The sequence below is a fragment of the Salmonella sp. HY31 genome, assembly GCF_042604575.1.
GTDB lineage: Bacteria > Pseudomonadota > Gammaproteobacteria > Enterobacterales > Enterobacteriaceae > Salmonella > Salmonella diarizonae.
Window position 1 is genome coordinate 2,699,633 of the sequence record NZ_CP170479.1, and the last position, 22,844, is coordinate 2,722,476.

The following is a 22,844-nucleotide window of genomic DNA, read 5'->3' on the forward strand; positions in this document are numbered from 1 at the left end:
TTTCCCACAAAAAAGGGGAGCATTTAGCTCCCCGCATTATCAGATTGAACGTTTATGCGTATTTGGCAGACAACAGGGTGATCCCCTCAGGGCGGAAGTTCCAGCCCGGCGTCGCGCGCATGGTATACAACGTGGTCAGGCCGCCATCCGGCATAGGGGACGGAATTTCCGTCGGCGCTGCCATATCACAGAACATCACGTTGACTGCCTGCTGGTTAGGTACCAGCGTGGAGAAAATATTGGTGTTAATGGTGTGACGCGCTTCCGGAACCTCAATCGTCGGGTTCGTAACGATGATCAGGTCATTACCACCAGCGCCTTTACCGATCAGCGTGTCGTCCTGGCAGAAAATGATGTCGTCGCCTGTCGCCTTATCGGCGACGTCTTTAACCATCGTTCCCACCGTTCCGGTACCACCACCAGGACGCTGGTAACTGGTCAGCTCAACAATTCCTGTCCACTCCAGCGCCTTCATGAATCGCTGTGGGCTCAGAATAACAGTCGTTAATGGCTGCCCCAGCAGCAACATGCGGGTTTTCTGGTCAGCAATCAGGCCAAGCATAAATTTAGCCATCTCACCGGAATCCCAGGTGGTATATGAATCATTCCCTTTGCTGTCGTTGCCCAGATTCAGCGTCACTGCGTTCGGGGAGTTGGTGATCCCCTCGTTATTAGCTGCATTCACGCCATACAGCAGCATATTACGCAACATTTGAGCGTGTCCCTGACGGTTAGCCAGGCGCAGGCCTTCAATCAGAGAATAGCCCCAGCGATCTGCTGCATCAGTATCGAGATAGCTGTATTGCGAGCGGGAAGAAATTCGGTAAGTCATCATTCCGTCATAGCCGCCAGAGATACTGGAAGACGGTAACTGACCCGGCAGAGACTGGCTGACCTGCGCCTGCGAGGTCATGCGCAGATATTTCTGATAGACCATCAAATCACTGGAACTGATTTTTACCGCTGGAGCACCACCAGCCAGGACTTCAAACGCCCCGGAAGCCATGCTCTGTTGCACGATCATTTCCGGCAGCACCATTGACGGCGACACAATAGTAGTCGCAGGAGTAAATGCGCTCATTAATTAATATCCCCTTAAATTAAAAACAGGCCGCACGGTTTGCCGATTTCCCAGACAACGTTACCGCCATCCTCTTTTTTCACCGTCAGGTTTCCGTCAACTGAAACCATCAGCAGCTTAATATCCACTTTCGGATTAGCGCCGGGTGATCCCGAATAAACATCAACCATGTTTTTCGTCAGATCCCACACAAAACCACTGGCAGCAACGGTGTTATTTCCATCAGCCAGCGCAACAACTTCTGCACTGACAGGGAGAGGAATGCGGGAACCTGAGCCAACGCGGTAATAGTGAACAAAGCCACCCGCGAGATATAACGGCACCGGATTATCCGGCGTGGTAATGCCATGAAATGCCTGATTAAAGACAGTAAAGGCGTTACAGGCGTCCTTCGTGGCTTGTTTAATTACCGCGCCGTTAACGCTGTCTTTCGCGGGAGCAATGCACTCCATAACTCCAACGCCACCCCATACCGGTTCAGTGATTTTGCTGTCCAGTCGACCGGAGCAAAGTTGCAGACGAATTGCCGGATCATCCTGCGCATCCCCCTGCATCAGCCCACGGGATTCGACGTTAAAAAGGCCACCAAATGCTCCACGGTTTTTAAACGGATGAAAGTTAATATCAGCCATTGTTCAGGCTCCCTTGAGTGTTAATTTTTGCCAGACGACGCCCCGGAATTTTGAAAGCACTCAGCCAGACGTTCGGATCGCCCTGATATTCAGTAATGCGACGTCCGGCTTCATCGTTGCGGATACGTTTATGCAGTTGCCCCTGCGTACTCATCATTTCTTTTTCGATGGACTGACGGGCGGCACTGAAAATTGCGTCCTCAAGCACAGCCAGCGTTGCAGAATCCGCAATCGCGCGAATATTGACGTCCTTATGTGCCGGAGAGTGTTTCTGCATAGCGATTAGCGCACGCTTGCGGTAGTCCAGCGCATTTTCACCAGAAAACGGTGCTGGCGCGTTTTTACCGCAGGCACTGAATGCGGAGTCGGCTTTTGCCTGTGCTTCTGCCAGGGCTGAGTCATTGCGTTCTTTTTCTGCCTCCTCGTCAGCCTTACGCTGTTCTTCCGCTTCGGAATCAGCCTTTGCTTTCTCCTCAGCGTCTTTAGCTGCCGCCTCGTCAGCTTTGGCTTTTTCTTCCGCCTCCTTTGCCGCAGCTTCATCAGCTTTACGCTGTTCCTCTGCTGCTTCATCGGCTTTGGCCTTTTCTTCGGCCTCTTTTTTCGCCTGAGCTTCGGCGTCCGCCCGCGCTTTGTCCCGCTGTTCCAGTGAGTCCATGCGCGTAACGACACCATCGATTTTCTGATTAATGCCTTGCAGGGCATCGCTCACAACCCCCTGTAACAGGGCCTGGAGTTCTTCTTTTTCCATCTCGATTTCACCTGTGCTTGTCACTTCAACCCCTGCGGGGATCCGGTCTTTATCCCACACGCCCAGCGAGCCGTGGTCTTTCGTCACCAGGGCGATGTGATCAACAAGGAAAGGAACGCCTTCGATTAAAAAATTGGTGTCACCTTCCTGTACTTCCACATTTCCTGATGTGCTGTTGAACACCACCGACGGGCTTGTCGAAACATCCCCCTCAGCGATTTCTTCAACAATGCTCTGGAGGTAAACGCGGCACACCGCCCATACCTCATCACCCCGGATATACGGCAGCATGACGCTACCGACGATCCGCGATTTAAAATCCTCCTCCGTCAGAACTGCGTCGTCAGGATGGTTTGCGATAACCGGAAGGCCATTGCATCGCCTTAAAAACTCCTCGTTCAGATAGAGCTTTGGATCACGCCAGACGTGCTCTTTCAGCCCGGCGCGATAGGCAAGCCCGGTTCCGGTTATTCGCAAATTCACCAGCCACATGTTGGAGAATTTCACTGGAGACGGTACGGTTCCGTCCCTGATGCGTTCTGCCACTTCAAGCTCGGTTAAACTCACGTTTGCCCTTCTCCGTTAAAAATTCGTCGGGTAGTTTCTGAGGGGCGTAGATCGGCAGTGCATCGCAACTGCAATAAACCTCCTCCCCGGCAGCAGTGATTTCGTCATAAAAACCATATACGGGCTTAATCAGCCCCTGCTCCAGCGCCCACGAATTGCGGAGGAGATAAATTTTCTCGTCGCGCTCTTTGTGGTCCTGTCGGTATTTGTAGCCCGGACGCCGCCAGTTAGAATGCCAGCGCAGAGCAATCGCTCCACTCTGAACAGCCAGCAGATACTTAACGTTGCTTGCCAGCTTATGCCCCTGATCAATTGCCACCCGGCGACTGATAAAATCCATATCCTTCACGGACTTCTGAAAACCGGACTTCACTTCCCGGCGATCAATTTCGCTCACCCCGTCAGGCGGAATGGACGTAACCCATCCCTGAAAACGCTGTATGGTTTTCTCGATAGCCTGTTCGCGGTTGAGTTTTATCAGGTTGGCACTGGCGAAAATTCGCCTGTCGAGTTCCTTACGAAACTCAGGTTTCAGTTTTTCAACAGTGATTTTTTTAGGGCCATCAGGAGGCTGATCCCGTAATGCCCCGCCGTCGATGACAAGACGGCTGTAGATAGCGGTGAGATGTTTTCTGGCTACGGTATCATCAGGGGTTTCTCGCTGAGCGGCTACACGGAGTTTCCGGCACCATTCGAGCAATGATTTTTCGCTATCCCACCCGTGATTTACGTAGTAGTTAACGGCATCCGTCAGAACCTCATACAGCGTCCTGATCCGTTTCTTCTTCCTCACCGCCCGGCTGGAAATTGCCATCAGGCGTCTCCTGCTTCGGTGGTTCATAATTCGCCAGCGCGTCCACATCAATGATGAGTGGAGCTTCGCCATAGGTTTGCGTGGCATTAACAAGGCTTGCCAGCCATTCAGTGACGGCGGCACGGTTTTCAGGATCAACCTGTGGCGACACGGCAGAGAAAAGTGCTATCGCCTGTTGAATCACTTTACTGTCGCTTTCCCGGCGTTTGTCCGGCGACTCCTCCACCAGCTCCTGCCATGTCGCGGTAAATTCACGTCGCCACTGGTAAAACGTGGTTTTATAGTCATCAGTTATGATGTCCGGGTAATCATTTTTCAGCGACTGATAAAATTCCTCGTTCCAGGCGATGTACTGCACCAGGCGTTCGAAATAATCCATCACGGGTTCAATCTGCTGGCGTACACCATCGATATACTGGCTGATAGCTTTCGAGTCCTCCTTACCTTCACCGAATCCGTTACTGAACGCTTCTTCCTTGATAATAATGGCCGGAACGTCACTCCCGGCGGCAATATCAGCAATGATGTTGTCGCGGGATGTATTCAGCGCCCCGTCGATGTTTTGCAGATTCAGTGAACTTACATCTTCGTCTTTTCCAATACTCAACACGCCTTTATTTTTGGCGGCTTTCACGTTTTCCCTTTTACGCCCCGTGGCAGCAGCCATGATCCCGTCAATTTTCGAACCGTTCTGCACAACTTTAGCCACCAGTACGCCTGCCTTCTGGCTGACGAGATCATTCGCCTCCATCGTATTGATATAGGATTTCAGGGAATAAAGAACTCGCTGAAACACGCTTCGCCCGGTGAATCCGAACGATGAACTCTGAAACTCCAGATAAATCGGTGTGCCGTTGAAGATTTTCAGTGTGCGTGACGGATGCCAGTCTTTTCCGCCAATCTTCAGTTTTTTATTGGCTTCCTGGAAAAACGGGCTGTTGGGGTTCTGGTCAGTCACCATCGAACCGGAAGCGTTCAACGGGTCCCACGCGTTGATATACACGTCATCTTCTGTCAGTCCGAACGTCGGAAGCGGTTCACGACATGAAACACTGTCGGTGCCCACGCCGATCGCTGCGGCACCGTAGCAACGAGACAGAAAAAACAGATTTTTAATCTTCTCGTTAACCTTCATACGTTCCCATACCTCCTGGAAACGCCGCACAACCCGCTCGTCAGGGTCTGTCTCCACGTTGTACTGGCGCGGCTTACACATCGCCATAAGTATGGGTTTTTCGACAAGTTTCCCGCCCAGCGGGTGGTACTGCCACAGCAGTTTACACAGTTCATAGCCAATGTCGGTTCCCGGCTGAATTTCTTCAGCCTCAAGAATGCGCATCAACGAAGAACTGAGATTTACAGAAATCTCGATCTCAGCCATCAGAAAAAAATCCAGATTTTTACAATTCCGCGTAATTACCGTGCGCGATGATCAATCCATAGGTGTAACAATCGAAAAGGTCATCAGCACGTTTATGCGCATCTTTGTCTGCCAGGTGGAACCCGACGATTTGTTTTATGAGGTGGTTTGCGGTGGTGCGTTTGAATGAAACGGTCTTGTCGTAAGCCTCCCGGACGATTTTGCACATCCCCTGATAGTGGTAGCTGGATGCCATCACCGCCCGTTCGTCTTTGCCCTTGCTGGTTAGTGCCGATTTAATCGGCGTCATATCCCAGCCTTCGGTTTCCGCCTTCTGGTTGAGGATTGCCCCCATCGCTGCGTCTTCCATAAAAATACCCTGGCTGCCCAGACGCGGACGGCATAATTTCGCGAGGCGCTCGAGGTTGTCATAAACGCCGGGGATATACTCAGGAAGCAATGACGCTTTAATTTGCGTCACATCCCAGTCAATAATCGTCAGTTTTGGCTCGTCCGAATACGTTGACTCATAAGAGAAATACACCACGCCAGTACCATCATTTTCGGTCCCGCCTTTCAGCGCCGTATCCATCACTGCGAAAATCATGTCGCAGTACGGCGGCATCTCAATTGGTTGACCGTCCACCAGCAGCTTATCGACATCGAGTAACGCGTCTTTGGACCAGTCTACGAACTCTGCAAGATATTCCTGCTGCCAGACGCGCGGATCGGATTTTTTCTCCGTTTCCTCCAGTTCTTCTTTCGGAATATACGGATTCGATGAAGTTGGCGCATGGTGCATGACAAATCCCAGGGATTCATCGTGGCATATCGCGTAGAAAAAATTGCTCTCGTCGATACCGTTTGGTGTGGAAAATACCCACGCACAGCCGCGGTAATCGACAAGCGTCGGGCGTATAGCGCGGGGCCAGATTTCCTCGAGCATTTCCGGCGATTTAGTGAATGCGGCCTCATCAATCAGCACAGCGTGATACTTACGCCCACGTCCGGCCAGTTTGTTGTTGTCCGTCACCCAGAAGTCGATGCGGCCACCGTTCCGGAGAATGATGCGCTTTTCATTTTTTGACTGACTGAGGATCAGCGGTTGCAGAACTGCGCTAATTTCATCCCAGATTTCCTGGTACTGTCGGTATTGTGCGGTAAAAATCCCCACCCTACCCGCGATAAGTTGCCCGGTGGTAGGAACGGCAAATTTCCGCGTCGCGAAACTGGTAGCGATGTTTACCAGCATCACCGTTTTACCCCAGCGACGACCACAGCATACCGCGTGGAAGCGTTCCTCTATTGCCGCCGTCCATGCAGCTATTTGCCCCTCATGAGGTTTTGGGAGGTAGATTTCAATCGACATTATCCACTCCCGGCATCGGCAGAGAGTTGTGGATAATTATTTCGTTATTCTCACCACCCACGCCTTTTTTGAGGTTTTCAATCTCAGTGCGCAGCTTTTCGTTGCGAAGCCTCAGTCCTTCAAGCTCCAGATCATTGCGACTGTCAGTTGCACCACCAGCAGAACTTCCTTTCGTCGCCATTATCAGCTTGATAAGTTCGCGCCGGGCGGCAGCCTTATCCTCCAGCAGGATCTCAACACCAAATTTCCCGAGCTTTGCCCCTGCATATAATTGCCGCGCATCCCCATCAAGCAGAGTGGTATCAGCCATATAAAGCTGCCCCGTTCCCTCACCGCAGCACTTCGGGCAGTCCGGATTGGGTATGGCGTTATCAACAAAGCCAAGGCCTCCATATTCCGGTTCAGGTTTGCCATCTCTGGAAGCCTGCGCCGCTGCCTTATCAAATTCTGCTATATCGCGCCACTGGTAGAGATGATTCTCGCCCCAGCAATAACGGCAGTTAACACGGCGAAATTGTGCCAACTGATTGGGGTCGGCCTGGACAATGGCCATCAACTGACTCACCAGTAAATCCAGGTCTGCGGTATAGCGTTTCTGGTACTGATTGCGGAACCATGAGATAGCCCGATAAACCTTAACATTTCTTAACAGACGTGAGGCTGCGGCACTTGCTACGTTTCCCGTTCCCTCGTAACCCGCTAGGCGGTATGCCTCGATGAGGTTTTTACCCTGCGCAACCAGCATGGCGAATTTTGCCTGCTGGTCAGAAATGCCGAATTCATCGGGACAGAATGAAATTTCCTCCGCGTCGCCCTCATTCAGGCACGCATCGGATACTGACTTTTTTTTCTGAGATTTTCCGTTCCGCTTTTGCGCAGTCTGCGCAAATTTTTTCTGCGCAGTTTTGCGCACTTCTGTCTGCGCATTTTTCGGAGGTTTTTTGATGTAACGACGGGCTGTTGCGTAATTCAGTCCCCTTGCTTCACACCATGCCACCGGAGATATACCGGAGCGGGTGTATTCAGCAATATACTCCTGCTGCAACGCCCCCCAGTCCGGTCTGCTCATCAGTTAGTCCTGATTTTTATCCACCCTGAGTAGTTCGCGCAGGGCAAAGGCATCCCCTTTTCTGGCAAGCTTAAACAATGCCGCCCGTATCTCGGCTTCACCTTTCGCTCTGCCCTTACGGATGGACGCGTAAAAATTTGTCATTGCTTCCCGATTTTCTTTCAGTCGGTTCAGATCAACATCCAGAACGTCAGCGATTTGTTGTGCAGTCATCCGGCACGCTGCCAGAGACTCGACTTTCGAATACGGAATCATTTGTCACCCCCATTGATATGCAGGGTGTCTTCTTCCTGTATTTTTCGTGAAGGATTTTTACTGCAGCGTTGTTCCAGGTGACCTGATGGTGAATGCGTTTATGGCTGGCACCCATCAGTGAGATTTTTACGCACGACGGCGCATACATGACGGAGTAAAAACTTTTAACGTAGGTTCCGGAATCCAGATACAGCTCGGTCATTCCGCCGCTGTTTTTCTGCGTCTGTTTCTGCCCTAACTGGACAGCACCGATCGTCATAAACAATTCACCACAGCGACCGAGATTCGTGTACGTATTCACATCCTCGTTAATGCGCCCCATGAATGAGAACGGTCGATCAACCGAACAGATAAAGCTGTTCATTGCCTTGCGTTTCACCCACGAAGCATGGCCGCCATTGTCACCAAGAAAATCCCCGCCCTGCGACATAGCGATGGAAAGCGCAGGTATTGATTCGTAGTACGCCAGCATTTCAGAAAGGATCGCATCCAGTTTTCTTATCGGAAAATAGGCCTGATCATAGTTACGATCCACCCGAAACTGGAACTCGTGATAATCATCATCGAGCTGAATGAAGTATTTACACCCGACCAGTTTTGCCAGGTCGAAACAGGCATTACGGGCGTAAAAAATTGATCGGCGGTCACCGAAATTATCGGCTTCGTCAAAACGACTGGCGATTTCGGCTTTGGAAAACACCAGCACCTGTTCACTAAATTCAGCTATGTACTGATGCCGTGTATTATCTTCATCATCAACAACGATAAAAATTTTCCCGGTATAGCCAGCACGACGCAACGTCCGGTAAGTCAGAACTTTGTCCGGTCGCCCGTGAGTCAGAATAAAGGCGCAAAAATCATCACGCATATTCCTCCTCCTCCCCGCCATGCATGATCTCCACCATACGCTGCGTCATCCGGACAAATCCATTTTCAATAGCCTGCTGATAATCAATGATCACCAGCGCCGATTCCTCGAAAAAGCACTGAATTTCAGCGGGGGCGTGAGCGTAATAGTCCGCAATTCTGCTGAAATTAAACACCGTATGACGTTCTGCCGCACACAGGAGGAATTTCTCAATATCAGGATCAAGGGACGCCGAACGTATCCGGCTGATCAACTCCTGAGTTTTCGTATCGTCGTACAGTTCACTGATATCTGGTTTATCGCCCAACGGCTCATAAACAGGCGTATCAATTTTCGTCGTGTACGGCCCCTCCTCAATTCCTGTACCTGGCAAAACATCCGTCAACAATTCATCAATTTCTGTTGGGCTGAATCCTGTCAGGAAGACATCAAAATCAGCATTGATTAGGTCCGACAGCTCCATCCGTAACAGATCTTCATCCCAGCCAGCATTCATCGGCAGGCGATTATCTGCCAGGCGGTACGCCTTTTTTTGGTCATCCGTCAGACCAGACAGAACAATGACCGGAACCGAATCCATTTTGAGCACTTCAGCCGCCATAACACGACCATGACCCGCAATAATTTCGCCCTTTTCATCAATCAGCACTGGGTTAGTCCAGCCGAATTGCTTAATGCTTTCTACCAGTTGTGCCACCTGCTCAGGGCTGTGTGTCCTGGCATTGTGTGCATACGGAGATAGTTCTTGTAACGGGCGATAGACGATCTTCAATTTCTCGCTCATACAGCCTCGCTTTATGAATAAAAAAGCCCGCTATCGGCCAGTGCGCTGGGTGCGCGGCGGGTGCTGATAACGAGCTTTGACATTATCACAGCCCCTCACACTGAAGGGCTGCTGTAATGCCTGTTACTCACGAATCAAACGAGCATGCTGACCACTCATTTCAATGCGTAAGTATTGTGGCTTGCCGTCAATCAACGCGGTGATTAACTTGTCACCTGTAGGTTTCCACATAATTTTCTCCTGTTTTAATGCCCCTTGCCGCCAGGCAGTTGATCAAAGTTCATCTTGATTCGGCAAGATTTAGAATGAATAAGATAAAATTGGCACACGCAGCAGAATTTCATGCTTTCCGGACGATGGCGCACCCTTCATTTTTCAGCAAAATATTCTGCTATTACAGGCGATCAGTTCTGCATACACTGCCGAACACCATCAATAAGCTGACAGACCTGAGACGCGGTATCGAAAAGCTGGCGCGCCTTATCCAGGCTAACGCATCCCACCAATAAAAAAGGCACCAGTATCGCTACCAGTGCCCATTTCGCCGCTGTTCGCGGCGTTCTGTGTGTCCAGTGTTTTCTGCTCATAACACACCTGGTTATCAGCGTTTCAACTGAAAGTGAGGTCCGTCTTTCAGTGTTTTCCAGTCCCCGCCCCATTCGATGGCAGTTCCCAGCTCTGCGGCAGCCTGCTTAAATGCCTGCGCGATTTTCTCGTACAGAGGCCAGTCCCATGACACCTGGCTACCAATGTAGGCAACAACATCCACCGCATCACCTGTCAGGTGGCGGCTGTTCATGGTCTGGCTCTTGCCTTCTGCAACCAGCTGTTTCTGGCGATACTTACTGCGCAGGCCTTCCGTAATACCGAAATCAACCTCCGTCAGCTCCAGCGCACGGCGAACGACAGCAACCAGCTGTGGTTTGACGCCCTCCAGATTTTTTTCACTGCGACGGCTGAATCTGAATTTACCCGACATATTCACCTCAACAATGGAAAGATTTTTGTGACGTTCCCGCGTGCGCGTATTACCAGCACGCAGAACAACAGATTAAAAAACACTTCCAGCCAGCCCATTGCTAACGGACGACCACACAGATAGCTGAGTGGCGCAAAGGCATAAAGCAGCATCAACAGCCAGGCCAGCCATGACATCAGCGGTTTATGTCTGGAATCACGACGACGGTAAAAAAAGAGCGTCAGTACGATAACCGTGCATAACGCCACATTCAGCAATCCGGGAAGGTTACCTGACATTGCCGCCTCCTCCATCCCGCAGGCGGGAGAACAGGCCGGATACCAGTGATGCAATATCCTGCTGGTGGATGAACGACAGAATCTTCACCGAAATCACCGATACCAGTACCGCGCAAAGCGCGTCGAGAGATGTGCTGTGTAGCCCCAGTTTTTCGACCAGATAAGACGCCATGACATCCGCCCCCAGCACGCCAATGATAAACGACACCAGAAAATGCGCCGCCACACGCCAGACAGAAATCTGCTGGGGTATCGTCGCCACAAACAACGCCCCGGCGAATGCACCAAACACAATCCCGAAATCCGTTCCGGTAAACAGTCCAAATACCGTCGCCCCACCGAGCGCCGCAGCCGTACCGGAACCGGATAAGGGTTCAGACATGCTTTTTCCTCCCACAAATAAAAAAGGGCCACCAGCGGCCCGTAAAAACACCCTGTCAAAGGCACCCGCAGATGCCTTTTGTGTGGTGTTATCTGATGTGATGTGCGCCGGGCGTGGCGCGGATATGAAAAAGGCCCGCCAAGGCGAGCCATAAAAACTGAATAAAAAAACCGCCCGGGGCGGCGGCTAAAACGATAAAAGGACACAATATTATAATGATTATTGGGTTTGGGGCTTCGGGTGCCTCCCGAAGTATTCCACTTTACGTGGATACTGTGGTTTCCCGCTAAACCGACTCTATAAACCACCCTCGCACTGAGGAACGCCCCAATTCATGTTTTCCGACACAGAGATGGCGCATCACTGGTTACTCCACGCTAAATCCTGCTTCCTTTCGTGGGCAATGCGCCATTTCTGTGTCATAAAAAATACAGCACTGAGTCTGTAACCGATCTCCATTACAGAATGAGGGACGATAAAGGTATTAAAGAGATCTGTTCCTCACGAAAACCGCCAGTGCTGTAAAAACTTGTCCAAAAAACAATGAAGTTGCGGAGAACAGGAATCGAACCGGCATTACCAACCTAAGGCTGATGTAATAACCACTATACGATACCTGCATATAGAGCAGGCCTCCGTAACCACAATAATGACACTGATACTGATAACAGCCCTTCATTATGATTAAACGGATGCCAGCAATGACCCGCAAGACAGCGGGTAACACCCCTGTGAACAGAAACTTGCTGCCTTTCGGGTCGGGAGTAATATTACCGATAATTTATATGACATCAAAAACTAATTAGTTTTCATATTTAAACATATGTATAAATATGTATCATATGCATACAATTTATGTTATTTCATCCAGACTTCTGATTTCTCACAGGAAATTGCGAAAAAAACAACATAAAAATGAACAAATTGGGAGTACGCTAACTCCGTTGTCGCAATAAATCACAGTAAGCTCTTCAGAAATAACAGTTCACAAGACTTACATCAGCAGTAGTTTTTGTAATGATTAACGTTAACTGTAGCGTTGAAAAGAAAAGTTTTGACGAAATATGGTGAACTAACAGAGCCTAACGAATAGCCCTATTACGCCGAGCTAATAGCGCTGCCAGCTAAACTTGCATGGAATGGTCCGCCACCGAGGACTCGAACCTCGCACAATCAACTTAGAAGGTTGATGCTCTATCCCGATGAGCTAGTGGCGGAATGGTGGCCCTTGCTGGATTTGAACCAGCGACCTGGCGATTATGAGTCGCTCGCTCTCACCACTGAGCTAAAGGGCCGATTGAAAAATATTGACTGAATCAGTTTAGCGCTGTAATCCACCCAACACAACCGTTTAAATCTTGTATGTCAGCTACAATCAAGTAAAAATATCTGACAAGCAGAAAAGTCTATATCCCGGTTACTCATAATGTTTTAGCGCACTTTGACTATATTAATTTCAAATTCATCTGTATGTGCGCTATTAAGTATGACGAAATTCGTACTACTGTGCCTGTACGATTTTGATAAAACCAAGCGATCACCATAGCGAGCAAGAACGTAATACCAAACGCTCTCATAGTGAAGTGTCTGATACTCCTTCTTAAACTGAGGTTTGTACCATCCAGCAATAAGCGAAAACAACCAGAAATAGATCATGAATCCGGCCATAACACACTCAATCTTGTGATGCCGAATAAAAGACACTTCAGAAATACATTTAACGTAAATAAACTTCCTGCCCGTTCTGACGAACATGGTAATTATTAATGCCACAATAGCGCATAAAACCAATGCATCTGGCACAAAGTGCTGATGAATTACCGAAAACTCCAGAGCCGGAGGAACAAAAAGCAACAATATCGCAAGAAAAAGCCTGACAGCACTCAAATCCTTCATATTATTTTTTTGTTTGATCCCCAGAAAGAAGACAATACCGATCCCCCATCCAGCCAAGAATATAACGATAACTGTGACAGCATAAAACAGGCTTCTGGCCACATCATCAACACCGGCCCCGACAACCCACCATGGAAAGCCATAGTAAAATGAAGTACCCCATCCATAGAAATAAGCGCTTCCCCACCCAAGACACCCCATGTAAGCAACAAAAAGTGAAGAATTCCTGAGCAGAGTACTGTCACTCATAATCATCCTCTAACAACTTAACAACATTAACTCGCTTTACATAACAAAGAAAATTCCATGTAGTCAAGAGGGTTCAGGAAAGGAGAAACTAAAATTGCATAGCCATCATAAAGTTTAACGTACCAACCTGCTTTTTCAGGTATAAAAAAACCAACCTCAAGGAAAGGCTGGCATAAGAAAAGTAAATAATGATTCCACTAAAACTTCGTCGCAGGAGGAATCCTGTGCCGCTTAACATACATAAAATTTAGACAACTAACAATCACAATATAAAATATTTAAGATTTCGTTATCAAAATACCAGTCAGTAGAGCGCCAGCTCTCCCGTAGATGGTTAAACATAACAACAAAACCCGCTCAATGGCGGGTTCTGGTGAAGTTCATGCGATTAATTCGCCACGCGATACAGCTTTGCGAAGCGTATCGGAATTGAAGCAGTTTATGCGTAAGAAATCAAGCCATTTTTTGAGCAAATGATTCTCGCATGGGAATGTATAGCGCACACTCAGCAACAGCCAACCAATTAGCAATTCGCTTTTCGCATGTGCTAAAACACCACTCTGGATACTGTTCGTTTAGTAACCCGGCCATCCTTCTCTTACTCATTCCTCGCCCCTCATACCGTTGTCGGAGGATGCTAATCAATCCCGGATGTTCTGCCAGCACCTCACTTATAACCCGATCAATACATAACGCCTCTGCATCAGTACAATGCGCCAGCCAGCTCTTTTGCTTACCATTGATCATCTCTCGCAAAAACGCTTCCAGCTCAGGTTTCTCTATTCCCGCTTTTTTCATTCTGCGCAGGGCTTCATTGATGGCTGTTTTCGTCAATTTTTTGGATGCCAACAACTGATTGAACATATTTCCTGACCTGCCACCACCAATATATGACCAGCGCCCCCACATACGTAGTTTTCCCTGAATCCAGACACTTTCCAGCGTAGTGAGACGAAGGTGTTCTCCGCTTTTTCCTGTATTCGTTGGGTAAATCATAAATATCCCTCCTTTCTCCAGATTTCTTGTGTGCGAAAAACACCTTCTGCATGCATCAGGCGTAATTCTTCTTTGGTGTAATCACTGGTTTTTACCCGCCCGTCGATTAAATCGTGGCACGATCTACAGGCAATCGCTGCCTGCATATCGTGTGGTTTTGTCGCTGTTCCGCACGTCCCCGCCAGTCGGTAATGCGCCAGCACAGAAGTTTCGGGATTGTGATTGCAGTAGCCAGGAATTCTGACGGTGCACATCTGCCCCCGCGCCGCTTTACGTAAATCCACCATTACGCAAACTCCAGTAACTGTGCGACCACATTTTCGACTTCCTCCGGAGAGGAAAATTTACGGAACAGGATCCAGTTCCACAGCACATTCAGTACAGATTTATAAACCTGCTGAAACTCGGTTTCGTCCATATTCGCAAAAGCGATGGATTTCGCCCGGCGTCCACGGCTACCGTCCGGATAAAAATGCTCGGTGTAAAATCCGGCCTGAATGGTTATCCATTCGCGAAAAGCGTCAAATGACTTGAGTAAGGCCGTATCCCGGGTTCTGCGAGTCGCAACGGTGTTAAGGTATTGCTCTGCAGCATCACTAAGGGCTGGCGTATGTTCCCGACCTACTGATTCGCACAGGAAATCAACGAAACCGGACACCAGTTCTCGTTCGCGAGGCGTGATCACCCCACCGACCGGAGTCCAGTAATCGAATCCCAGTTGCAGGAGTTTGAAAAAACGCTTGTGGAATGCGTAGTTACGCACACGCTTAAAGTCTGCGTGTATCCACTCACCTATTTTGATTTGATGCAAAAAATAGCAACTCTCCGGCGTCGCCGGGAGAAGTAATCCGGAAGAGGTTTGTTTGACCAGTTGTATATGCGCCATTGCTGTCTCCAATGGCGCTGTAGGTTGCCAGTTGTTCAGGCTGGCTTACGAATTATAACTCATTCCCGAATCACCTTGAAACCGAGCCTTTCAAGATATTCAATGAATGCCTCGATAGATAAAATTACATGATTATCAGGGATTAACGTTGCGTAGATAACTTCCCCATTCTCAACGCGCACAGCAAAGAGGCCATTTTCACTAAAAATTTCACGTAATTCTTCAATTTTCATCAACAGAATCCTTCCAGATAAATAGCACCCCCCTGTTCGGGGTCCATCCCTCTTCTCCCTGCGCGCTACTTAAGTATTTTTGATTCTATTCCGGCATCGTCCATAACTTCAAACGTATTGAAAATAAAAACAAAAACCCGCCGAAGCGGGTTAAGTGCGGGTGCGTTGAAGATGCCTGACACATCATAGGCGGCGAGGGATTTCTCCCTCGCCTGGTCTCTTACTCCTCAGGTTCGTAAGCTGTGAAGACAGCGACCTCCGTCTGGCCGGTTCGGATTCGTACCTCGCAGAGGTCTTTCCTCGTTACCAGTGCCGTCACTATGACGGTTAAACAGATGACGATCAGGGCGATTAACATCGCCTTTTGCTGCTTCATAGCCTGCTTCTCCTTGCCTTTCGGCACGTAAGAGGCTAACCTACATTTGTGAGACATAGATTGGGCCTCAGATTAATGTTAAGCGTCTTGCAGGACGCGTAATGTTAACTGGGGCTTTTCTCTATCTGCCGTTGGTGTTCATGCCCGAGGCAGATAGCCTCAAGCACCCGCAGCAATTCTACTTAACTCTCCTTTTCCCGCAAACCGTTTTTATCCCCAGCGGCAAATCGAATACACCACCAGCGCCACCGCCATCGCAATTCCTACCGTGGTGAATGCTTCAGGCCAGGTCATCGCAAAACATCCTCCGCGCTTATCAGTTCGTTCCGCTTCAGGTAGTCCATCGCCTTCTCCGGTAATTTGCAGTCCGGCTTAGCTTTTTCCAGTTGGCTGGCCAGTCGTTTAACCCACATTGTTAATTCGCTAACCTGATTGCCGGATGCTGATGGATTGTCGGCTTTACCCAGAATGGCAGCACAGCAGGCCTCTTTGAGCACCCAGTCAATGGCGTCTTTCCATGCTCCGGTTTCAACTGGCGGATTCTCACGCCGTACCTGTTCATAAAAGCGCACAGCTTTAACCAGTCCTTCTGATGTCACCGGGACTGGCGGGGCCGTGAATAACGCCTGAATTTCATAGTTTGGTCTGTCGTTACAATCTTCTTTTGTCGGGACATATTTCCAGTCACCAGCCCACTGCTTCCCCTGAAAGTCTGTAACGTCTTTTTTCACGTAGCGATATCGCCATGCAACTGGTTTTGCCTGCCCTGCCGTTTCATGCCCTTCCTGATAATTAATCTCGCTCATTCATCGCCCCACTCATCACAATATGCTTCTACCGGAGTTTTTCCTGCTTCGTAGTCATCACTCCAGGCTTCAGCATCAGCAGCACTTCCACCACGTAACTCTGCATAGTTCATTAACAGTTCATGCCATTCTTCAAAACTGACGTTGTATTTAGTTGAACCAAAATCAGCCATTTTGTTCTTCCTCTTCGTCTTTTATTTCGTGATATGAATAATTGCAGTAGTTAAAGAAAATTTCTTTTGCTTCGTCATGAATTTCATCAGGTGTTGCGTCATCGTCCACTTCGAATACATCCTCAAAATCTCCACCAGCTATTCCCGTTTCAATAATTATTTTGAACTTTCGCATTTCACTACCGCCATTTCGAACGGCCTCCTGATGTTTTGAGGGTGCAGAAATCCCTCCGGTTAAGGATTATATTTTCAATAATAATGTTGATTATTCGGGGCCAAGTTTTGTCGCCCTGCGTATCCGCGCTTTCACATTACGCTCAATCTGAATTAGCTTTTCTATATTTTTACGTCTTTCCCGCTCCTCCTGACGCAATTGTTTTACATCATCTGCCAGTCTGGTTTCTCTTTTCGCCACAGAGAGCATCCAGTCAAATGGCTCCACAACTGCGCCACATATTTTGCAGCGGACCTGACGCTCTTTTTCATCAACCCTGACAGAAGCGTGATGGCAATATGGTTTCTCCGATGGCTCATAAAGAAAATTAACCTGATTACGTGGGTCATCATCTTTTACCGGAAATAAAACAATATTCCCGGACTCATCTTCTGGGGTTATTTCCACGTCACTCTCCTTTGATGCGAATGCCAGCGGCAATTGAAGCCTGATAGCTGATTTCACTCACAGCACCACCTCCTGAAAATTCCCCTGATAAAACGCCAGCACGCGCTGCATAACTTCGCTCTTCCGGCACTCGCTACAGATTATGTTCTGACGCCTGTCATAACGACGTATTTCTCCGTCTGGCAATGACCAGATTAGGTTTGGATCTACCACAACCGGTTTCTTCACCTTTGCCCTCGATAGCTTTTTGCGGGCGTTTTGCCAGTCTTTACGAGCCTGTTCAGAGGGAAATACCCCGTAGCCAGAGTTGTATACATCACCACTGGCAACCAGCTCTCTGGCGAGAACACTCATCAGATATCTTGTCGCACCTGTTTTCGCTTCCAGTTGCCGTAACGTCTCGCGACTGCTCAGACGTACAAGTTCAACAACCTGCCCTTTAATTTTTTCCCGCTCTTCTGGTGTAAATACTTTTGCCATAGGTGCCTCCGATAATCACTTTTCCGACACAATACGACTGGAGGAATCGACAATCTGTCGGACAATATCCCGGTGCTTGTTCAGCTCCCGCAGCGCGGCGCAGACTCGCTCCCACTTCTGGACATGATTTTTCGCCCGACGAAGTTCGCGGTTTGCCATTTGCAGCGATGGTAAAATCAGGTCATCCGCTTGCGTTTCGGTGAACGATGGCAGCGACTGCACAATGTCCGCCACAGTTTCTGTTTTAATATCTTCCTGTGTTGCAGCTTCCTGTACTGGTAACGCAACACATGCAGGCTGAGGAAAGGCTTTACCATCAGTTTCCGCTACCGATGCCGCTTTCGGCTCTGCTGGTAAATTATCGCCCGGCATGCAGTAACGAAATTTACCGTTCTGATTAACGCGAATCAGACGACATTTGCTGATTGCCATTGCCAGCGTTGAAGCCACTTTGCGGGATGTTGTACCGAACAGCGTAGCCAGTTCATCCGCCGTTTGTGGTCCGCGTTGTTCAATCGTCGCGGTTAAATCGCACTCTGAGATTTTCGCTACTGTCGCCGTGGTGGTTTCTTCCGGCTGTTCTTCTGGCGCTGGCTGTTCCTGCTGAACGTTGTTATCAGCCACACGCCAGGTGTATACGCTTTTATCAACGCAGCCAGCCTTTTTCAGTTCCCACAGCTCGTTCAGTACTTCTTCACGACTGATATCAAGTCGCGCAGCCAGCTCTACCGACGTGGCTTTTCCCATCGCTTTCAGTGCGTCAAAAACAGTCTCCATAAATTTCCTCCCGGTAAAAATTACTTCTCAACTCAAACAAACCCAGCCGCTTTCCGGCGTTCATATTCCTGTTTCAGTAACTCAATTGGCGTTGGCCCCGACGGGCGTTTGGGTGCCGCCAGTTGTCGCCGGACTGGCGGAACGCTCAGGCCGTTACTAACATGCTTTGCCCATTTCGTCAGCTGCCGTTCTGCAAGCCGTTTTAATTCCCCTTCGGTCATCTGGCGCTCAATCCCCTTTGAACGCATCTCGAGGCAAATGTGATACAGCACAGGCTGAGACCACGGGTACTTATCACTTCCGTCGTATCGCCAGGACTCATTGCGCCAGCGGCGGTACTCCTCCATCACAGCATCCACCGTCAGACCAAATGGATTTGCCCCACTCTCCGAAATCAGCGCCACAAACTCAGCCAGGTCCGGAGGCCATGTTTCACCCGCCCGGCAGCGGTCCATGCACTGGCGGCAGACCAGCCGGATTTGCTGCTCAGTCATCGCGCCAATCTGTGCAATCCAGAGCTTCGAAGGTGCGGCCCCGTTCTTCTGGGTCCAGCGGTTCGAATAAACCTCCCCCATGAGTTCCCACAGCTTCCACGCCGTTTCCGTCGCTGATAAATCCGTTTTCACGTTCCCACTGCTCACGTGCTGCCCGAATTTCCTGAACTGCCCGTGATGCGGTGCCACCTGGTGCGGCTGCATGGCTCACCCCCTTGCTGACTGGTTTAACCTGCGCCCTGACGTGATTTACGTGACGGGCGAATTTCTGCTCCCACTGAACCTGCGTGAACACTTTGCCCTCCGCTGCCCAGTAGTCCCGGAAGGCGGCAAGTTCAGCTGGTGTAAATTCCGGCTCAGGAAGAGCCACGCCCCACAGCGCAGCCCGTCGTCGAAAATCCGGCGACGGATGCCAGCCATCGGTCATCGGAAATTTCCCGATGGGTTCGCTCAGGCCTTCCAGGTAATCAGGTTCCGCTGTCTGCAACGGCACGCCATTTGCCTCACTGGCCGGAGCACTCTCGCGCACGCGCGCGTTATGTGTGGGGTTTATATATCTGTTATCTGTTATCTGGATACCGCATGACAAAGCGTTAGCCTTATCCTTAGGCTTATCCTCAGGCAAAGGGATTGCCTTATCGAATGCCATCCCCAAAGCCTCAGAAACCCCGTAGGACGCGGCTCTCAGCGATTCCCTGGCCTCCCATTTGAGAGGGCAATCAGGAATTAAAGCGAATGCCTTTGCCCAGGATTTAATGACATTTATCGAGTTTGGCGGATTGTGTTTCGCAGCATTCGGGAGCCAAAAAACTCTGGCTTTGATATCTGCTTTCACCATGCCAAGATTCATGGCTTCGCCTAAGGCTAAGTCAAAGGCTTCGATATCCCACCCCAACTCTTCAGCCATTGCTGCCCGCCCGGCTTTAAACAACCCAGGAATAATCCCGGTAAATGGACTGGTCAGCAGATAAATAAACAAACTCTGTCCACTTGGAGGCAGAGGAGATAACGCCCTAAATTTGGGATCATCCCATATCGTTATTTTTACCTTGCGATAAGGCTCATTGTTTGCCTTAGTTTTTGGCATGGGATTTGGCATGTTTTTAGCCTTAACCATAATTGCCTCATCTGGTGTCGAACCTTCCTCCGGATATAATCTGTGATTCCCCAATCAACAGAACCAAAGGAGGTTCGACATGTCTTTAATGGCTGTTTGCCAAAAAATTAAAAATCACATGCGCACTGTGTACAAAATTAACCAACACGACCACGACATGGTTAACCTGGTAACATGCAGGGCTATAGTTCTCACCCGCTTCCACCTGATTCTTACAAATCACTCACGGGATTCTCTCCTGAGCCCCAGTAGCTATGATTCGCTGGCGAGATTGCTATACCAGGCAAGTGAAAAACGTATTACTGATCCCTTATCTGTTTCCCCTGTCCTTGCTCTTCACATTCTGGAAGACGCTCTCTATGACCCCCGTCAGGAATGCGACTATCAATTTCTTGAAGCTGAGAAATCAATGAGAGAATGGTTCGTTGAATATCGCGAACGGCAGCAAAAGTTATCCTCAGAGTATTCAGAACTTCCGCAACTTCGCTGGAGTGATCTTCCGAACGAATTATTTGCTCTGACCCCAGAAAATTAATTCTTGGGGATAAATCGTCCATAACTGAGCGCAGGCTAAGTTCTGCGCTCTGAAGCTTCCGAACCGAAGTTTCTGTACCCCAACCCGCAATTTCTGCATTTTTTGCAAGTTTCAGGATCCAGTCTCGTAGTTCGCCGGGAGTAAGATTTCCAGCATTGATAAACGGTTTGATTTTCATTGTTAGTTACCCTATTCACTTAATGAACAACAACAGAATCGCCGGACGAACCGCCGCCGCTGAAATGTGCTTTCCGGTAAACGGCCTGGACTGCATCATCATGCGCATCAATTGCCGTACTCAACGCTTCCTGCGCCGCCAGTAATGCACGGCGTTCCAGGGTATCGAAGATGCAGAGTCGATGACGCAGCTCGCGCGGAAGAATTGCCAGAACCGCAGGGATCAGTTTCTGAATTTTTTCCCTTTGCGCTTTCGTTTCACCTTTCAACCAACGGTGATAGATATTCTGCTGATTGTTCCAGTCCTTGCCTGGTGTCAGAGACAATTCACCTCCCCCCTGGCGCAGATATTCTTCAGTAATTGCGTTAGCGACCCACGCCTGCCCTTTTTCGGCTGCCAGGGCTAACAGCACTGATTCGATGTGCTCATGCCTGATTTTCATGAATCAACTCCTGTGTATTTTGTGTGTTAGCCTTACATCCAACAGGTAAACCGTCGGTTGGATTCGGGTAGATATCAGGCCGGAGTTCATGAGGTGTAACCTCGAAATTCGTTACTTCAGCAACACGTAATGCTTTTTCAGGGCTGAATCTTTCATAGCCCCCCAGCACTCGACTTACATGCACCTGAGATAAACCCGTTAGCTTCCCAAACTGTAGCTGGGTGATATGTTTCTCTTTTAAATAGTCTCTTAAGTTCATAGCCAACCTTCTACGTTATGCCTCGAGCAAATATTAGCTATACTAATTTTAAAGATCAATAGTCAGACTATCTTTGATAATATTGGTAAAACAAATAAACTCTATGTATGAAAAAAACACGCGAAGTGATTGCAACTCCAGAAGCGAGCAAGAATTTAAAAGCCGCATGGAATGCAAGAAAAAAAGAGCTGAAGCTGACTCAAGAGTTGGCGGCTGAGTTGTTGGGATTCGAATCTCAAGGCACCGTTAGCCAGTATCTGAACGGCAAGATACCGGTAAATACCGACGCTGCGCTAAAATTTGCGGCTCTGTTAAAGGTAAAACCAGAGGACATTCGAGAAGACCTTAAAGACTTAATGAATTATGTAAGATCATCAGATACTTATGATGATAGCTTTTCAGGCAAAGGATGGAGGCTGGTCAATGAAGAACAGGCAGAGTTACTTAACCTCTTCGAGATTCTACCTGCGTCAGAAAAAGCCAAACTCCTTAACCAGCTACGTGGACTAAACAAGCTCTACGAGGAAGCCTTCGAGAACATGCTGGCACTAAAGAAACGTAACCAGTAGCCACCGCTCACTACCCCACCCACAACAAAAAAACCGACGTCTTAGTCGGTTTTTTTTGTGCCATAACTTCTGCAAATCAGCTGTATAACTAATATTTTTCCCTTGAAAAAACATTTACATAGTTACAAAATCAAAAATATAATACGCTTTACTGTTGACTTAAAATATCCGTTTCACTAATATTTCTATCAAGAACAGCACGGCGCTGTAGGTTTTAGTTCCGCCACCCGGCGTTAAGGGGAGAGATAAGATGGTGCATTACGAAGTAGTTCAGTATTTGATGGATTGTTGTGGTATCACTTACAACCAGGCTGTGCAGGCTTTACGCAGCAACGACTGGGATCTCTGGCAGGCAGAAGCCTCTATCCGCAACAACAAAATGTGAGGTGCGAAAAATGCAAAAAATCGACCTCGGCAATAACGAATCCCTGGTGTGCGGCGTGTTCCCCAACCAGGATGGAACGTTCACCGCCATGACTTATACCAAAAGCAAGACATTCAAAACTGAAACGGGCGCACGTCGCTGGCTTGCCAGAAATACTTGCTAATCCATTATTTGGATTAATTCAA

At 48.9% G+C, this 22,844-nt stretch carries 33 protein-coding genes, 2 tRNA genes and 1 pseudogene; 3 read left to right on the forward strand and 33 right to left on the reverse strand.

Features of this window, described 5'->3' with window-relative positions; translation table 11 throughout:
- Positions 1-52 precede the first annotated feature (52 nt).
- From ACE15A_RS12770 to ACE15A_RS12930, 33 genes and pseudogenes are all read right to left on the reverse strand, one after another.
- Entirely contained in the window at positions 53-1,081 is a 1,029-nt protein-coding gene (locus ACE15A_RS12770) for a hypothetical protein (protein WP_001272367.1), read from the reverse strand.
- 14 nt (positions 1,082-1,095) lie between these two features.
- The gene (locus ACE15A_RS12775) at positions 1,096-1,713 is read right to left on the reverse strand and encodes a hypothetical protein (RefSeq protein ID WP_047675851.1); all 618 of its coding nucleotides are present in this window, start codon (positions 1,711-1,713) and stop codon (positions 1,096-1,098) included.
- Positions 1,706-3,028, reverse strand: coding sequence for a DUF2213 domain-containing protein (locus ACE15A_RS12780; RefSeq protein ID WP_053507848.1), 1,323 nt, complete (start codon positions 3,026-3,028; stop codon positions 1,706-1,708). Before ACE15A_RS12780 ends, ACE15A_RS12775 begins: the two co-directional genes overlap by 8 nt.
- Positions 3,009-3,842: a hypothetical protein gene (locus tag ACE15A_RS12785; RefSeq protein ID WP_001018392.1), complete on the reverse strand. Its 834-nt coding sequence runs from the start codon at positions 3,840-3,842 to the stop codon at positions 3,009-3,011. The genes ACE15A_RS12780 and ACE15A_RS12785 overlap by 20 nt, the downstream gene beginning before the upstream one ends.
- The gene (locus ACE15A_RS12790) at positions 3,787-5,223 is read right to left on the reverse strand and encodes an anti-CBASS protein Acb1 family protein (RefSeq protein WP_053507847.1); all 1,437 of its coding nucleotides are present in this window, start codon (positions 5,221-5,223) and stop codon (positions 3,787-3,789) included. Before ACE15A_RS12790 ends, ACE15A_RS12785 begins: the two co-directional genes overlap by 56 nt.
- Before the next feature lie 19 nt (positions 5,224-5,242).
- The gene (locus tag ACE15A_RS12795) at positions 5,243-6,571 is read right to left on the reverse strand and encodes a terminase (protein ID WP_053507846.1); all 1,329 of its coding nucleotides are present in this window, start codon (positions 6,569-6,571) and stop codon (positions 5,243-5,245) included.
- Positions 6,561-7,640: a terminase small subunit gene (locus tag ACE15A_RS12800; protein WP_053507845.1), complete on the reverse strand. Its 1,080-nt coding sequence runs from the start codon at positions 7,638-7,640 to the stop codon at positions 6,561-6,563. The genes ACE15A_RS12795 and ACE15A_RS12800 overlap by 11 nt, the downstream gene beginning before the upstream one ends.
- 3 nt (positions 7,641-7,643) lie before the next feature.
- Complete coding sequence (locus tag ACE15A_RS12805) at positions 7,644-7,853, reverse strand: hypothetical protein (RefSeq protein ID WP_053507844.1); 210 nt, start codon at positions 7,851-7,853, stop codon at positions 7,644-7,646.
- Positions 7,831-8,763 carry a hypothetical protein gene (locus ACE15A_RS12810; protein WP_053507843.1) on the reverse strand — a complete coding sequence of 311 codons (933 nt, stop codon included), beginning with the start codon at positions 8,761-8,763 and terminating at the stop codon, positions 7,831-7,833. The genes ACE15A_RS12805 and ACE15A_RS12810 overlap by 23 nt, the downstream gene beginning before the upstream one ends.
- Positions 8,756-9,547: a ParB/Srx family N-terminal domain-containing protein gene (locus ACE15A_RS12815; RefSeq protein ID WP_053507842.1), complete on the reverse strand. Its 792-nt coding sequence runs from the start codon at positions 9,545-9,547 to the stop codon at positions 8,756-8,758. The genes ACE15A_RS12810 and ACE15A_RS12815 overlap by 8 nt, the downstream gene beginning before the upstream one ends.
- A gap of 404 nt (positions 9,548-9,951) precedes the next feature.
- The gene (locus tag ACE15A_RS12820; protein WP_000087514.1) at positions 9,952-10,134 is read right to left on the reverse strand and encodes a hypothetical protein; all 183 of its coding nucleotides are present in this window, start codon (positions 10,132-10,134) and stop codon (positions 9,952-9,954) included.
- Positions 10,135-10,148: 14 nt separating this feature from the next.
- A complete protein-coding gene (locus tag ACE15A_RS12825) occupies positions 10,149-10,526 on the reverse strand; it encodes a M15 family metallopeptidase (RefSeq protein ID WP_000014549.1) in 378 nt (125 codons plus the stop codon).
- 2 nt (positions 10,527-10,528) lie between these two features.
- Positions 10,529-10,804 (reverse strand): phage holin family protein, encoded by a 276-nt coding sequence (locus ACE15A_RS12830; protein ID WP_000016408.1) that lies wholly within the window; start codon positions 10,802-10,804, stop codon positions 10,529-10,531.
- Positions 10,794-11,186, reverse strand: coding sequence for a putative holin (locus tag ACE15A_RS12835; RefSeq protein ID WP_053507841.1), 393 nt, complete (start codon positions 11,184-11,186; stop codon positions 10,794-10,796). Before ACE15A_RS12835 ends, ACE15A_RS12830 begins: the two co-directional genes overlap by 11 nt.
- Before the next feature lie 1,140 nt (positions 11,187-12,326).
- A tRNA-Arg gene (locus tag ACE15A_RS12840) sits at positions 12,327-12,403 on the reverse strand.
- Between the two features lie 2 nt (positions 12,404-12,405).
- Positions 12,406-12,481 (reverse strand) — tRNA-Ile (locus ACE15A_RS12845).
- A 136-nt stretch (positions 12,482-12,617) separates the two neighbouring features.
- Positions 12,618-13,331 (reverse strand): hypothetical protein, encoded by a 714-nt coding sequence (locus ACE15A_RS12850; RefSeq protein ID WP_053507840.1) that lies wholly within the window; start codon positions 13,329-13,331, stop codon positions 12,618-12,620.
- 453 nt (positions 13,332-13,784) lie between these two features.
- A complete protein-coding gene (locus tag ACE15A_RS12855) occupies positions 13,785-14,327 on the reverse strand; it encodes a DUF1133 family protein (protein ID WP_000640163.1) in 543 nt (180 codons plus the stop codon).
- Complete coding sequence (locus ACE15A_RS12860) at positions 14,324-14,614, reverse strand: DUF1364 domain-containing protein (RefSeq protein WP_000228037.1); 291 nt, start codon at positions 14,612-14,614, stop codon at positions 14,324-14,326. Before ACE15A_RS12860 ends, ACE15A_RS12855 begins: the two co-directional genes overlap by 4 nt.
- Positions 14,614-15,213, reverse strand: coding sequence for a DUF1367 family protein (locus ACE15A_RS12865; RefSeq protein WP_064055952.1), 600 nt, complete (start codon positions 15,211-15,213; stop codon positions 14,614-14,616). Before ACE15A_RS12865 ends, ACE15A_RS12860 begins: the two co-directional genes overlap by 1 nt.
- Positions 15,214-15,368: 155 nt before the next feature.
- Positions 15,369-15,446, reverse strand: a pseudogene (locus ACE15A_RS12870) (hypothetical protein); the annotation flags it as partial.
- A gap of 220 nt (positions 15,447-15,666) precedes the next feature.
- Positions 15,667-15,822 carry a type I toxin-antitoxin system toxin HokD gene (gene hokD / locus ACE15A_RS12875; RefSeq protein ID WP_000813254.1) on the reverse strand — a complete coding sequence of 52 codons (156 nt, stop codon included), beginning with the start codon at positions 15,820-15,822 and terminating at the stop codon, positions 15,667-15,669.
- 290 nt (positions 15,823-16,112) lie between these two features.
- Positions 16,113-16,628: a hypothetical protein gene (locus tag ACE15A_RS12880; protein ID WP_129382440.1), complete on the reverse strand. Its 516-nt coding sequence runs from the start codon at positions 16,626-16,628 to the stop codon at positions 16,113-16,115.
- A complete protein-coding gene (locus tag ACE15A_RS12885; protein WP_000753063.1) occupies positions 16,625-16,801 on the reverse strand; it encodes a hypothetical protein in 177 nt (58 codons plus the stop codon). The genes ACE15A_RS12880 and ACE15A_RS12885 overlap by 4 nt, the downstream gene beginning before the upstream one ends.
- A complete protein-coding gene (locus tag ACE15A_RS12890; RefSeq protein WP_001224672.1) occupies positions 16,794-16,976 on the reverse strand; it encodes a hypothetical protein in 183 nt (60 codons plus the stop codon). Before ACE15A_RS12890 ends, ACE15A_RS12885 begins: the two co-directional genes overlap by 8 nt.
- A 90-nt stretch (positions 16,977-17,066) precedes the next feature.
- Positions 17,067-17,423, reverse strand: coding sequence for a hypothetical protein (locus ACE15A_RS12895; protein ID WP_001533377.1), 357 nt, complete (start codon positions 17,421-17,423; stop codon positions 17,067-17,069).
- 57 nt (positions 17,424-17,480) lie between these two features.
- Positions 17,481-17,903 carry a DUF977 family protein gene (locus ACE15A_RS12900; RefSeq protein ID WP_053507837.1) on the reverse strand — a complete coding sequence of 141 codons (423 nt, stop codon included), beginning with the start codon at positions 17,901-17,903 and terminating at the stop codon, positions 17,481-17,483.
- A gap of 15 nt (positions 17,904-17,918) precedes the next feature.
- Positions 17,919-18,680 (reverse strand): DUF1627 domain-containing protein, encoded by a 762-nt coding sequence (locus ACE15A_RS12905; protein WP_053507836.1) that lies wholly within the window; start codon positions 18,678-18,680, stop codon positions 17,919-17,921.
- A 32-nt stretch (positions 18,681-18,712) separates the two neighbouring features.
- A complete protein-coding gene (locus ACE15A_RS12910; RefSeq protein ID WP_072158637.1) occupies positions 18,713-19,255 on the reverse strand; it encodes a replication protein P in 543 nt (180 codons plus the stop codon).
- Positions 19,167-20,081, reverse strand: a complete 915-nt coding sequence (locus tag ACE15A_RS12915; protein ID WP_064055958.1) for a DnaT-like ssDNA-binding domain-containing protein — start codon at positions 20,079-20,081, stop codon at positions 19,167-19,169. Before ACE15A_RS12915 ends, ACE15A_RS12910 begins: the two co-directional genes overlap by 89 nt.
- A 509-nt stretch (positions 20,082-20,590) precedes the next feature.
- Positions 20,591-21,004, reverse strand: a complete 414-nt coding sequence (locus tag ACE15A_RS12920; protein ID WP_000695003.1) for a hypothetical protein — start codon at positions 21,002-21,004, stop codon at positions 20,591-20,593.
- A gap of 19 nt (positions 21,005-21,023) precedes the next feature.
- Positions 21,024-21,446, reverse strand: a complete 423-nt coding sequence (locus ACE15A_RS12925; RefSeq protein WP_053507835.1) for a toxin YdaT family protein — start codon at positions 21,444-21,446, stop codon at positions 21,024-21,026.
- Positions 21,430-21,705, reverse strand: coding sequence for a YdaS family helix-turn-helix protein (locus ACE15A_RS12930; RefSeq protein ID WP_001053423.1), 276 nt, complete (start codon positions 21,703-21,705; stop codon positions 21,430-21,432). The genes ACE15A_RS12925 and ACE15A_RS12930 overlap by 17 nt, the downstream gene beginning before the upstream one ends.
- 107 nt (positions 21,706-21,812) lie before the next feature.
- Between ACE15A_RS12930 and ACE15A_RS12935 the strand changes: the two genes are divergently transcribed.
- The 3 genes from ACE15A_RS12935 (at position 21,813) to ACE15A_RS12945 (ending at position 22,822) form a co-directional block, all read left to right on the forward strand.
- The gene (locus ACE15A_RS12935; protein ID WP_000753628.1) at positions 21,813-22,274 is read left to right on the forward strand and encodes a helix-turn-helix domain-containing protein; all 462 of its coding nucleotides are present in this window, start codon (positions 21,813-21,815) and stop codon (positions 22,272-22,274) included.
- Positions 22,275-22,524: 250 nt separating this feature from the next.
- Positions 22,525-22,659, forward strand: a complete 135-nt coding sequence (locus tag ACE15A_RS12940) for a hypothetical protein (protein WP_000233807.1) — start codon at positions 22,525-22,527, stop codon at positions 22,657-22,659.
- A 10-nt stretch (positions 22,660-22,669) separates the two neighbouring features.
- Entirely contained in the window at positions 22,670-22,822 is a 153-nt protein-coding gene (locus tag ACE15A_RS12945) for a DUF1391 family protein (RefSeq protein WP_001169150.1), read from the forward strand.
- The last annotated feature ends 22 nt before the right edge of the window (positions 22,823-22,844 follow it).

What these genes read in the sequence shown, in the direction of transcription:
- ACE15A_RS12915 (WP_064055958.1), bottom strand. Translation starts at nt 20,081, where the DNA reads ATGGCTGAAGAGTTGGGGTGGGATATCGAAGCCTTTGACTTAGCCTTA.
- ACE15A_RS12785 (WP_001018392.1), bottom strand. Translation starts at nt 3,842, where the DNA reads ATGGCAATTTCCAGCCGGGCGGTGAGGAAGAAGAAACGGATCAGGACG.
- ACE15A_RS12830 (WP_000016408.1), bottom strand. Translation starts at nt 10,804, where the DNA reads ATGTCAGGTAACCTTCCCGGATTGCTGAATGTGGCGTTATGCACGGTT.
- ACE15A_RS12935 (WP_000753628.1), top strand. Translation starts at nt 21,813, where the DNA reads ATGAAAAAAACACGCGAAGTGATTGCAACTCCAGAAGCGAGCAAGAAT.
- ACE15A_RS12920 (WP_000695003.1), bottom strand. Translation starts at nt 21,004, where the DNA reads ATGAAAATCAAACCGTTTATCAATGCTGGAAATCTTACTCCCGGCGAA.
- ACE15A_RS12905 (WP_053507836.1), bottom strand. Translation starts at nt 18,680, where the DNA reads ATGGAGACTGTTTTTGACGCACTGAAAGCGATGGGAAAAGCCACGTCG.
- ACE15A_RS12855 (WP_000640163.1), bottom strand. Translation starts at nt 14,327, where the DNA reads ATGATTTACCCAACGAATACAGGAAAAAGCGGAGAACACCTTCGTCTC.
- ACE15A_RS12805 (WP_053507844.1), bottom strand. Translation starts at nt 7,853, where the DNA reads ATGACTGCACAACAAATCGCTGACGTTCTGGATGTTGATCTGAACCGA.
- ACE15A_RS12910 (WP_072158637.1), bottom strand. Translation starts at nt 19,255, where the DNA reads ATGGGGGAGGTTTATTCGAACCGCTGGACCCAGAAGAACGGGGCCGCA.
- ACE15A_RS12885 (WP_000753063.1), bottom strand. Translation starts at nt 16,801, where the DNA reads ATGGCTGATTTTGGTTCAACTAAATACAACGTCAGTTTTGAAGAATGG.
- ACE15A_RS12795 (WP_053507846.1), bottom strand. Translation starts at nt 6,571, where the DNA reads ATGTCGATTGAAATCTACCTCCCAAAACCTCATGAGGGGCAAATAGCT.
- ACE15A_RS12790 (WP_053507847.1), bottom strand. Translation starts at nt 5,223, where the DNA reads ATGGCTGAGATCGAGATTTCTGTAAATCTCAGTTCTTCGTTGATGCGC.
- ACE15A_RS12775 (WP_047675851.1), bottom strand. Translation starts at nt 1,713, where the DNA reads ATGGCTGATATTAACTTTCATCCGTTTAAAAACCGTGGAGCATTTGGT.
- ACE15A_RS12810 (WP_053507843.1), bottom strand. Translation starts at nt 8,763, where the DNA reads ATGCGTGATGATTTTTGCGCCTTTATTCTGACTCACGGGCGACCGGAC.
- ACE15A_RS12835 (WP_053507841.1), bottom strand. Translation starts at nt 11,186, where the DNA reads ATGTCTGAACCCTTATCCGGTTCCGGTACGGCTGCGGCGCTCGGTGGG.
- ACE15A_RS12930 (WP_001053423.1), bottom strand. Translation starts at nt 21,705, where the DNA reads ATGAACTTAAGAGACTATTTAAAAGAGAAACATATCACCCAGCTACAG.
- ACE15A_RS12815 (WP_053507842.1), bottom strand. Translation starts at nt 9,547, where the DNA reads ATGAGCGAGAAATTGAAGATCGTCTATCGCCCGTTACAAGAACTATCT.
- ACE15A_RS12850 (WP_053507840.1), bottom strand. Translation starts at nt 13,331, where the DNA reads ATGAGTGACAGTACTCTGCTCAGGAATTCTTCACTTTTTGTTGCTTAC.
- ACE15A_RS12865 (WP_064055952.1), bottom strand. Translation starts at nt 15,213, where the DNA reads ATGGCGCATATACAACTGGTCAAACAAACCTCTTCCGGATTACTTCTC.
- ACE15A_RS12945 (WP_001169150.1), top strand. Translation starts at nt 22,670, where the DNA reads ATGCAAAAAATCGACCTCGGCAATAACGAATCCCTGGTGTGCGGCGTG.
- ACE15A_RS12900 (WP_053507837.1), bottom strand. Translation starts at nt 17,903, where the DNA reads ATGGCAAAAGTATTTACACCAGAAGAGCGGGAAAAAATTAAAGGGCAG.
- ACE15A_RS12800 (WP_053507845.1), bottom strand. Translation starts at nt 7,640, where the DNA reads ATGAGCAGACCGGACTGGGGGGCGTTGCAGCAGGAGTATATTGCTGAA.
- ACE15A_RS12860 (WP_000228037.1), bottom strand. Translation starts at nt 14,614, where the DNA reads ATGGTGGATTTACGTAAAGCGGCGCGGGGGCAGATGTGCACCGTCAGA.
- ACE15A_RS12825 (WP_000014549.1), bottom strand. Translation starts at nt 10,526, where the DNA reads ATGTCGGGTAAATTCAGATTCAGCCGTCGCAGTGAAAAAAATCTGGAG.
- ACE15A_RS12890 (WP_001224672.1), bottom strand. Translation starts at nt 16,976, where the DNA reads ATGCGAAAGTTCAAAATAATTATTGAAACGGGAATAGCTGGTGGAGAT.
- hokD (WP_000813254.1), bottom strand. Translation starts at nt 15,822, where the DNA reads ATGAAGCAGCAAAAGGCGATGTTAATCGCCCTGATCGTCATCTGTTTA.
- ACE15A_RS12940 (WP_000233807.1), top strand. Translation starts at nt 22,525, where the DNA reads ATGGTGCATTACGAAGTAGTTCAGTATTTGATGGATTGTTGTGGTATC.
- ACE15A_RS12770 (WP_001272367.1), bottom strand. Translation starts at nt 1,081, where the DNA reads ATGAGCGCATTTACTCCTGCGACTACTATTGTGTCGCCGTCAATGGTG.
- ACE15A_RS12820 (WP_000087514.1), bottom strand. Translation starts at nt 10,134, where the DNA reads ATGAGCAGAAAACACTGGACACACAGAACGCCGCGAACAGCGGCGAAA.
- ACE15A_RS12925 (WP_053507835.1), bottom strand. Translation starts at nt 21,446, where the DNA reads ATGAAAATCAGGCATGAGCACATCGAATCAGTGCTGTTAGCCCTGGCA.
- ACE15A_RS12880 (WP_129382440.1), bottom strand. Translation starts at nt 16,628, where the DNA reads ATGAGCGAGATTAATTATCAGGAAGGGCATGAAACGGCAGGGCAGGCA.